The sequence below is a fragment of the Micromonospora sp. NPDC049580 genome (assembly GCF_040675595.1).
In the GTDB taxonomy this organism is placed as follows: Bacteria; Actinomycetota; Actinomycetes; order Mycobacteriales; family Micromonosporaceae; genus Micromonospora.
Map to the genome: position 1 here is coordinate 1 of NZ_JBFAPG010000240.1, position 9,217 is coordinate 9,217.

Here is a 9,217-nt window from a genome sequence, read left to right on the forward strand (position 1 = left end):
GTGTTCGTCCTACTTGGACGGCTCGGGCAGCTTGCAGTCGACCTTGGGGTTGGCCCCGATGTAGTTGAGCGGTCCGGCCACGATCGTGACCAGGATCGTGCCGGCCTCGGCGCAGTTGGTGTCGTCGCCGCTGTAGTAGCCCCGCTGACCGCCGGCGATGGCGCCGATCACCAGCCAGATCACGACGATGACTCCGAGTATCGAGGTGCCGCGCATCGCTGCCTCCTGAAGGAATGTGGTGGATCTGAGGTGCAGGCGTTGTACCCAATTGGGTCGCGCGGCTAACGGTGGGCGTCCGGCACCTACGCCGGATCCTCCGTCCGGCCGATGCCGTCCGCCGTCGGTACCGCGTCGGCATCGGCCGCCCGCATCGCGTCCCGACGGTCGGCTATCGGATCGCCGACCGACCCGGCCGCGGTACGGGCGACCGGACGTAGAACTGCCTCACGGCCCCGCCGAGGAGGACCCATGAACGCGCCGACCCCATTTCTGTCCATCGACCGCCCCGAGGACGTCGCGGTCGCGGCCCGCGCGCTCGCCGGCGGCGCGGTCGTCGCGGCGGCGTTCGCCAACTTCTACGCGATCGTCACCCGGCCGGACGCGACCACCGTCCGCCGGGTCAACCTGGCCAAGGGCCGCCCGGTCCACCAGGTCGGCAGCATCACCACCGCCATCGGACGGATCCCGGGAATGTTCGACTGGTCCCGGATCTCGCCCCGGTTGCCGATCGGCCGGGTGCGGGCGCTGATGGACGCCCTCTACGGCACCGGGCCGTTCGGATTCCGGGGCCCCGCCGCCGACCGGCTGCCCGAACACCTCACCCAGCTCGACCACGGCCTGCGTACCACCCAGGTCATCGCTCCCGGTCTCACCTGCCCGTCCAACACGTTCTTCGAGCGGGCGCTCGCCGAGACCGGCACCGATCACCTCTACATCACGTCGGCGAACCGGTCCCGACACCACACCGGGATGGTCGAGGAGCCGGCGCACTGGAAGGCCGGCGCGCTCGCCGCCGACTTCGCCCACCTCAACGACCTGGTGGTGCTCGCCCACCCGGACGAGGCGGCCGCTCGCGCCGCCTACCCCGGCTACCTCACCACCTCGGTGACCCTGCTCTCCTTCCACGCGCCGGAGTGCGAGCTGGAGGAGCCGCCGGTACTGACCGTGGACCGGCACGGTTCGCTGCACCTGGACGACGTACGCCGGGCCGCCGCTCCGCTGGGCCTTCAGGTGCGCCTCGGCAACACCGCCGGGCGACGGTTGCAGGTCCGGGGGTACGCGGAAGCGCTGGTGTGAGCCACCACCGGATCGGCCTGCCGGTGCTGGCCGGTGCGGGGGGTCAGTGCGGCGGGGCGGGGGACTCCGGCGGTTTGCCGCGACTGCGGCGATAGTCGGCGTACGCGACGCCGGCCAACACCAGCAGGGCGCCGAGGGAGGCGCACAGCGGCGGCAGGTACATCGCCGCCGGCGCGATCGTCAGCAGCGCCAGGAGGCCGCCGGCCCTCGACGGCGACACCCGGCTGAACACCTCGTACTCGAATGAGGACCGGCCGACCAGGAACAGCGCCGGGCCGCCGAGGATCACCGCCACCCAGGCCGGCGGCGTACGGCCGGGGTCGTCGTGCAGCACCAGGTCGAACCCGGAGGCCGTGACCACCACTCCGGAGATCATCAGCAGGTGGGTGTACGGCGCGGTGAACAGGAACTTGCCCGGCGCCCCGGACATCTTGATCGCCGTCGGCAGCAGCTGGCCGGACTTGTGGACGTAGATCCGCCAGAGCAGCAGGGTGGTCGCGAACGCCACGGCGAACGACGCGATGTTCTGCGCCGCGGAGTGGGCCAGGTTGAACATGGTGCCGATCGTCAGGATGGCGTCGCCGAGGGCGATGATGAAGAACTGCTGGTACCGCTCGGAGAGGTGCTCGGCCGTGACGTTGCGCTGCGGCTCCGGCACCACCCCCAACCCGGGCACCGGGTACGCGAGCCGGAAGCCGCCGTAGTCGATGGCGAGCGCGATGGCCCAGCACGCCAGCCGGGCGTCGCCGCTGACGAAGCCGCCGATGATCCAGGGGATCGCCGACACGGCGAACCAGACGAAGATGCGCACGGCCCTGCGCTGGGTCTGCGGTTCCCGGCGCACGGCCGGCACCAGGAACAGCCCGCGCCCGAGGTGGATGGCCACGTACGTGGCGGCGAAGACGATTCCCCGTGCGCCGAACGCCTCCGGGATCGCGGTGGTCATCAACAGGGCGCCGAACATCACGGCGCTGATCAGCAGCTTGATCTCGGTGCGGTCCGGGTCGTACAAGTCGGTGACGAGGGTGGTGATCGCCCACGTCCACCAGACGGCGGCCAGCAGGATCAACGACTGACCGGCCCGATGCCAGTCGAGCTGGTTGACCATGCCCCGCGAGATGAGGGCGAGCGCGACCACGTACACCAGGTCGAAGAAGAGTTCGAGCAGCGTCACCCGGCGGGGGGCATCCGGGTCGCGCACCGGCGGTCGGCTCTTGCGGTGCCCGGGCTCCGGCGCGGAGAGGTGCACGATTGCTCCTGCGGTGCCGGTGGACGCGGCGAGCCATCCGGCCCACCTCGACCGACGCTAGCCAGCGGTCGGACGCGCCACTCCGGATTCGTCTGGTCGTCCCCCGACCGGGGAGGCGGTTGATCGACTCGGCTTTCCTGAGGCCGGGGTGTCCGGGCGGGTGGATGGCCCGGTTTTCGGGACATCGGGTCGATCACGGCCCTGGCTCTCGGCCCCCGACTGCTCCGCCACAACGACGGAACCCCCGGGCCGACCGTCGGGAAGACGGGCGCCCGGGGGTTCGCTGTCGGCTCTCAGCCCTGGCTGCCACCCGGCAACACCGCGGTCGCCTGGTCACCGGCACCGGCCAGCACCCGCGCCTGCTGGGGCCAGGTGGCCAACGCGGGTGCCGCACGTAGACCGGCGGTCCGGATCAGGTCGCGCAGCGCCGGCTCGTCCAGCTCGCCGAGCTGGCGGTAGGTGCGTACGCCGGCCGCCTGCAACGCGGCCGCCATCTTCGGCCCGACCCCCTGGATCCGGCGGAAGTCGTCCGCCGGGCCCGTCGGTTCGGTGTCCGCCTGCGTCGGCGTGGTCTCGGCCATCCGGACCGGCGGGGCGGCCCGCACCGGCTCGGCGTCCTCGACGTCCGCCGAGGTCGCGCCCGCCGCAACCGCCGGCGTCGCCTCGGCCGGGGTGACCTCGGCGTCCGTGGTCTCGGCCTGCGTGACCTCGGCCTCGGTGGTCTCGGCCGGGCTGGTCTCCGCCGGGCTGGTCTCGGCCGGGATGGCCTCGGCCTCGGTGGTCTCGGCCGGGTTGGTCTCGGCCGGGTTGGTCTCCGGCTGCGCGACCTCCGCCGGGGTTGCCTCGGCGTGGGACGCCTCGGACGGCAGGGTGTCGATGCTGTCGTCCATCGGCTGCCGCGGGGCGATCACCGTCGCCGGGGCGGGCTGCTCGTCGACCGCGACCGGCTCCGGTTCCGCCGCGACCGCGGGCGGTTCGTCGACCGCGTCGGTCCGCTCGGTGGCGGGGACGGGCGGCGGGGCGTCGGTGAGGGCCATGTCGCCCGTGTCGACGGCGTCCGGGGCGGAGTCGTCCCGCGTGGTCACCGCAGCCGGTGCGCTGACCGTGTCCACCGGGGTCGGCTCCTCGGTGACCGCGGCCGGGGGAGCGTCCACGGCCGCCGCCGGGGCGGCCTCGTCGGTGGCGGCCGGCGGCACCGGAGCGTCGATCACGGCCAGGCCGGCGACGGGGTCACCGTCCACGATCGACTGACCCTGCCCGCTGGCCCGCGTGTCCTGCCGGCCGCGCAGCAACCATCCGGCGGCCAGGCCCAGCAACAACGCCAGTACCACTATCAGCGAGTGTCCGATAGACCACTCCACGGCGAACCTCCCTCTCATTTCATCGAAAAAGTCACGAGAAAAACTCGCCGCAGCTTTGCACACGTGCTTTGCCGATGACAGAGAGGACCGGTCGTCGGCACGATGGTCAGGACGGTCACCTCGGGTGGTGCCTGACGGGTGACGCAGCGTCGCAGCCACGGCAGGACGGAACCGGCGGGCCCCGTGCGCCGTTCGATGGCGTTCCGCGCGACGACCAGGGCCGGGCCCCGGGGTGACCGCCGCCCACGCAGCGACCCGGGTCGGCGCCGTGTCGCCGTGCCCGGGTCGGTGGTGCCGCGCTCAGTCCTCGTCGCCCTCGTAGGTGTGGAAGTCGTCGACGAAGCGGCGCCGCAGCGGGGGCACCCGACTGGTCACTCCGAAGTAGCCGCCCGCGGCGAGCAACGCGAGTCGGCCCACCACGCCGAAGATCAGCGAGATGCCCTTGCGGACCCGCTCGGGTACGAGGTCGCGGGTCTGCGCGGTCAGCGGAATGCGGGTGGGGATGTTGATGGTGCCGGCGTCGCGGGTGACCGCGTGTGGCAGGTACTGGTGGCGTACCGCCGAGTGTGTGCCATCCGCCGCCACCAGCAGGTCGCCGATGGCGCTGGTCCCGTCGGCGAAGTACGCGGTGACCGTGCCGTCGTCGTGCTGCTCGTACCGGACGAAGGTCTTGTCGAAACGCACCACGTCGCCCAGGTCGGTCAGCAACACCTGGCGCAGCACCATCCGGGCCACCGAGTGTTCGGTGCGCACCGGGTCGACGGCCGGCCGCAACTCGCACGAGGCGGTCTGGCGCAGCCGTTGGGTGACGACGTTGAAGTAGCTCGGCGGCCGGGCGCAGGTGGCCAGGAACGTGGCGACAGCTTCGGCGGCAGGCACTCGCGCAGCGCCCGGCTGCCGGTGGGGCCGATGCCCACCCGGTAACCGAGCAGCCCTTCGGCGCTGTGGTGGTGCCGTTCGTAGACGGCGACGCTGATCCCGGCGCGACGCAGCCCGTGCGCGAGGCGCAGCCCGCCGGTGCCGGCGCCGATGATCAGGACGTGCGGCGGGGCGCTGGACCTGTCAGCCGGCCGGGTGGGGCGCCGCCACGTCGGCCGCGTCCCAGCGGTAGAAGCAGTCGGCGATGGCGTCCTGGGGGGAGCGCCAGGTCGACAGGTACGGCGAGGTGTGGGCGGCGAGTCGCTCGTTGACCTGCTGGAAGAGCGGGTGGTTGCGGGCGGCGGCGAGGGCGCCCGGGTCGACGTCCGAGGTCTCGATGAGGTGCACGAACACGTCGTGCAGGCAGTACAGGGACCGGTGCGTGACGCCGGTCAGACCGGGCAGTTCGGTGGCGTCGGACTCGGCGAAGATCTGGGCGACCCGCTCCTCCGCGCCCGGGATGATCCGGTTGACGATCAGTAGACGACTCATAGGAACCCTTCCGCCGGTGGCCGATCCCGGCCCGTGGGCCGGTGGTCACGTGCTCGTTGCGCCCACCGTGCCGCAGGGTGTGTCACGTCACCGTCACGTGCGTCACCCGGCCGATGACGGCCGGGCGGCGGGCTCCCGGCCGACGGCCGCCGGGCGGGTGGCCGCCCGGATCGGGGCGAGCGTGTCGTCGAGCAGGGCGCTCATCGCCGGGCTGGGCTCCAGGCGTAGCTCCCGGCGCAACAGGTCACGGTAGACGTAGAAGGCGTGCACGGCCTCGAAGGCGTTGCCCTCGGCGAGATGGATGCGCACCACCAGCCGGTGTGGCGTCTCGCGCAGCGGCTCGGCGGCCATCGCCTCCAACGCGGCATCCAGCGCCTCGCCGTGCCGCCCCGCCGCGAGGTGCTGCGCGGCCACCTGCTCCAGCATGTGCAGGCGCAGTTGTCGCAGCCGTTCCCGGTCCAGCAGCACCCAGTCGTCGTACCAGCCGGGCAGCAGGTCGTGCCGGCCGGCGGCGAGCGCCCCGGCGGTGGTCCGCGGGTCGTCACCGTTGCGGACGCGCGCGGCCGTCTGCACGAGGTCGTCCACGTCGACCCGTACCGCCGGTGCCAGTCGGACCGTGTCGCCGGCCACGACCATCGGGCAGCACGGATCCTGCCGCAGCCGCCACAGCGCGGTACGCAGCGACGACAGCGCCCGGTCCTCCGACACGTCGGGCCAGAGCAGCCCGGCCAGCTGGCTGCGGGTCGCGCCGGGACGCAGCCCGATCAGCGCGATCACCCGTTGCAGACCGCGCGGCACCACGATGTGCGCGGTGGCGCGCAGGAGCCGGAAACCGCCGAGCAGGTGCAGTGCGAGGTCGGCCTCGTCGGGACCTGCGGCGGTCGGCACGGACGGCTCAGCGGCCACGGCGGCACCCCCTGCGGAACGCTCGTCCCGACTGTCTGCTGTGTCCCGGATCGGCTGCCACCTCGCCGCCGTCGACCCCGTCGACGGAATGCGACCACGGCTGTGAAGGCGCGGCATCGCCCGCCGGAGCCGCCGGGTTGACCACCGTGAAGATTATCAATAGTGGTCACGGTGAGTCAACGCCGATGTTGGCCTTCCCTCAGCCGTGCTCAACCGTGAGATCCGTTCTGAACTGCTAGAACATCGATCTCTCGGGTCGGGGCCGCACACATGGGACGCATAGCTCATACACAGGTTGCGTCAACGCAGCGTCACCGTGCAGCGCTGCCGGTCGGTCCGCCGCGGTGACGCCGCCGTGACGACGACTGCCGCATCGTGGCGGCAGTCGTCCAGCACGTCCGGAGGTTCACCGGCCGGCCCGGACGCCGTTGGGGGGAGGCCCAGCCATGGACCGATCGCTGATCGTCGCGAAGGTCGTACCGACCGCCGAGGAACAGGTCGCCGACATCTTCGCCGAGTCGGACGCGACCGAGCTGCCGCGCCTGGTCGGCGTCCGGCACCGCTCGCTGTACCGACTGCACGACCTCTACGTGCACCTGCTCGACACCGAGCATCCGGCGCAGGAGGCGGTGGAGGCCGCCCGTGGTCACCCCGAGTTCGTCCGGGTCAGCGACCGCCTGCGGCCGTACGTCTCGCCGTACCTGCCGACCTGGCGCTCGCCGCGCGACGCGATGGCGCACTGCTTCTACCGGTTCGACGCCCCGGACGCCGGGGGGCGTTCGTGACCGCCCCCGCCGGGCACGCGGAGCAACTCTGGTCCCGCTGCGCCGGCTGTGCGAGTCTGCTCTACCGCAAGCGGCTGCGACGCAACCTGGACGTCTGCCCGGAGTGCGGTGAGCACACCCGGCTCGGCGCCCCGGAACGCCTGCGGCAGCTCGTGGACCCGGGGTCCCTGCGCCTCCTGCCCGACCGGCTGCCCGAGGCGGACCCGCTCGACTTCGTCGACGTGCTGCCGTACCCGCACCGGCTCAGCGCCGCGCGGGCCAGCACGGGCCTGGCCGAGGCGGTCCTCTGCGGGACCGCCACCATCGGCGGACAGCCGACCGCTCTGGCCGTGATGGACTTCCGCTTCCTCGGCGGCAGCCTCGGCTGCGCGGTGGGTGAGCTCATCACCCGAACCGCCGAGCGGGCGCTGGACGACCGCGTGCCGCTCATCCTGGTCACCGCGTCCGGTGGGGCACGGATGCAGGAGGGCGCCCTGTCGCTGATGCAGATGGCCACGGTCAGCCAGGCCATCGCCGCGCTGCGCGAGGCGGGTCTGCTCACCGTCAGCGTGCTCACCGACCCGACCTACGGAGGGGTGGCGGCGTCGTTCGCCACCAACACCGACCTGGTGCTCGCCGAGAGTGGCGCCCGGATGGGTTTCGCCGGACCACGGGTGATCCGCCAGGTCACCGGCCGGGCGCTGCCGGAGGGCTTCCAGACCGCCGACTTTCTGCTGCGCCACGGTCAGGTGGACATGGTGGTGCAACGCCGGTCGCTGCGGGGTCGACTGGCGGCGTTGCTGGCCGCGGCCCGCGCCGGCCGTCCGGCGCGTGCGCCCGTACCCCGTCAGGAGCCGGCGCGACACCACGAGCGCCTGGCCGGCGCGGCCCCGACGGTCCCGCCGGCGGAGGCCGACGGCCACCGCCCGGTCGGGGAGCGGCCGGCCGACGACGGCCCGACACCTGCGGTACGCGACGCGTGGGACACCGTGCGCACGGCCCGTCACCCGGGCCGACCCACCACCCTGGACTATCTCGACTCGGTCTTCGACGGGTTCGTCGAGCTGCACGGCGACCGGCTCGGCGGGGACTGCCCCGCCATCGTCGGCGGTGTCGCCCGGCTGGCCGGCCGGCACGTCATGGTCATCGGCCACCAGAAGGGACACACCACCGCCGACCTGGTCGCCCGCAACTTCGGGATGGCCAGCCCCGCCGGGCACCGCAAGGCGCTGCGACTGATGCGTCTCGCCGCCCGCCTCGGCCTGCCGGTGGTCACTCTCGTCGACACCCCCGGCGCCGACCCGGGAATCAGCGCCGAGGAGCAGGGCCAGGCGGCCGCCATCGCGGAGAACATCCTCACCCTCACCGTCCTGCCCACCCCCGTCCTCGCGGTGATCACCGGTGAGGGCGGCAGCGGTGGCGCGCTGGCCCTCGCCGTCGCCGACCGGGTGCTGATGCTCCAACACGCCGTCTATTCGGTGATCAGCCCGGAGGGCTGCGCCGCCATCCTCTGGCCGGACCGCTCCGCCGCGCCGCAGGCCGCCCGCGCGCTCCGGCTGACCGCACCCGACCTGTGTCGCCTCGGCGTCGTCGACGAGATCGTCCCCGAACCGGCGACGGCCGCCCACGACGACCCCGCGGAGACCGCCCGACGGCTGCGCGCCGCGCTGCTGGCGAACCTGCTGCCGCTGCTGGACGTGCCGCCCGCCATGCTGGTCCGCCTGCGGCGGCAGCGGTTCCGCCGGTTCGGCGCCCCTCGCGCCGGTGCCCGGGCGGGTGCCCGATGACCGCCGCGCCCACGCTCTCCACAGTGGACGGCCCGAACGGCCGACCCGACGTGGACGGCCGAACCGACGCCGAGGGCCGCGCCGACGCCGAGAGCCCGAGCGCGGCGCAGAGCGGCCCCGAGCCGGCCGACGCCCGCGACGGTGTCCGCCCGGACGGACGTCAGCCGGCGGACGGGCACCCGAGGACCGACGCGGACGGCGAGGAGGTGCTGGTCGGGCTGCGTCGACAGGCGCAACACCTGCTCGCCGAACTCCCCGGTCCGGTGCGCCGGATCCGGTTGTGCAGCGGGACGACGGTGCTGGAGGTCCAGTGGCACCCGGACGTACCCCGGGCACTGCCGCCGGCCGGCGCCACACCGTCGGCGGGCGCGGGCGTGCCCGGCCCCCCCGGCGCGCTGATACCGCCGCCCGGCCCCCGGCGCGCGGGGGGGCGGGGGCCGCACG

Annotated in this window: 7 protein-coding genes and 3 pseudogenes; 4 read left to right on the forward strand and 6 right to left on the reverse strand. The window is 73.4% G+C overall.

Features of this window, described 5'->3' with window-relative positions; all coding sequences use genetic code 11:
- Window positions 1-9 precede the first annotated feature (9 nt).
- On the reverse strand, window positions 10-216 hold the full coding sequence (locus AB0J68_RS19285) for a hypothetical protein (RefSeq protein ID WP_007460667.1): 207 nt from the start codon (window positions 214-216) through the stop codon (window positions 10-12).
- A gap of 252 nt (window positions 217-468) precedes the next feature.
- On the opposite strand from AB0J68_RS19285, the gene AB0J68_RS19290 reads away from it, so the two are divergent.
- A complete protein-coding gene (locus tag AB0J68_RS19290; protein WP_363939720.1) occupies window positions 469-1,296 on the forward strand; it encodes a hypothetical protein in 828 nt (275 codons plus the stop codon).
- Between the two features lie 43 nt (window positions 1,297-1,339).
- Here the strand turns inward: AB0J68_RS19290 and AB0J68_RS19295 are convergent, their stop codons facing one another.
- From AB0J68_RS19295 to AB0J68_RS19315, 5 genes and pseudogenes are all read right to left on the reverse strand, one after another.
- Window positions 1,340-2,545, reverse strand: a complete 1,206-nt coding sequence (locus AB0J68_RS19295; protein ID WP_354862790.1) for a low temperature requirement protein A — start codon at window positions 2,543-2,545, stop codon at window positions 1,340-1,342.
- Window positions 2,546-2,838: 293 nt separating this feature from the next.
- A pseudogene (locus AB0J68_RS19300) lies at window positions 2,839-3,075 on the reverse strand (hypothetical protein); the annotation flags it as partial.
- A gap of 1,156 nt (window positions 3,076-4,231) precedes the next feature.
- Window positions 4,232-4,943, reverse strand: a pseudogene (locus tag AB0J68_RS19305) (NAD(P)-binding protein); the annotation flags it as partial.
- Between the two features lie 25 nt (window positions 4,944-4,968).
- A complete protein-coding gene (locus AB0J68_RS19310) occupies window positions 4,969-5,316 on the reverse strand; it encodes a TcmI family type II polyketide cyclase (protein WP_354862794.1) in 348 nt (115 codons plus the stop codon).
- A 102-nt stretch (window positions 5,317-5,418) separates the two neighbouring features.
- Window positions 5,419-6,222 (reverse strand): BTAD domain-containing putative transcriptional regulator, encoded by an 804-nt coding sequence (locus tag AB0J68_RS19315; protein WP_354862796.1) that lies wholly within the window; start codon window positions 6,220-6,222, stop codon window positions 5,419-5,421.
- 446 nt (window positions 6,223-6,668) lie between these two features.
- On the opposite strand from AB0J68_RS19315, the gene AB0J68_RS19320 reads away from it, so the two are divergent.
- From AB0J68_RS19320 to AB0J68_RS19330, 3 genes and pseudogenes are all read left to right on the forward strand, one after another.
- Window positions 6,669-7,007 (forward strand): TcmI family type II polyketide cyclase, encoded by a 339-nt coding sequence (locus tag AB0J68_RS19320; RefSeq protein ID WP_354862797.1) that lies wholly within the window; start codon window positions 6,669-6,671, stop codon window positions 7,005-7,007.
- Entirely contained in the window at window positions 7,004-8,773 is a 1,770-nt protein-coding gene (locus AB0J68_RS19325; protein ID WP_363939723.1) for an acetyl-CoA carboxylase carboxyltransferase subunit alpha, read from the forward strand. The genes AB0J68_RS19320 and AB0J68_RS19325 overlap by 4 nt, the downstream gene beginning before the upstream one ends.
- Window positions 8,770-9,217 (forward strand): annotated as a pseudogene (locus AB0J68_RS19330) (acetyl-CoA carboxylase biotin carboxyl carrier protein subunit); the annotation flags it as partial. The gene AB0J68_RS19325 and the pseudogene AB0J68_RS19330, both read left to right, overlap by 4 nt.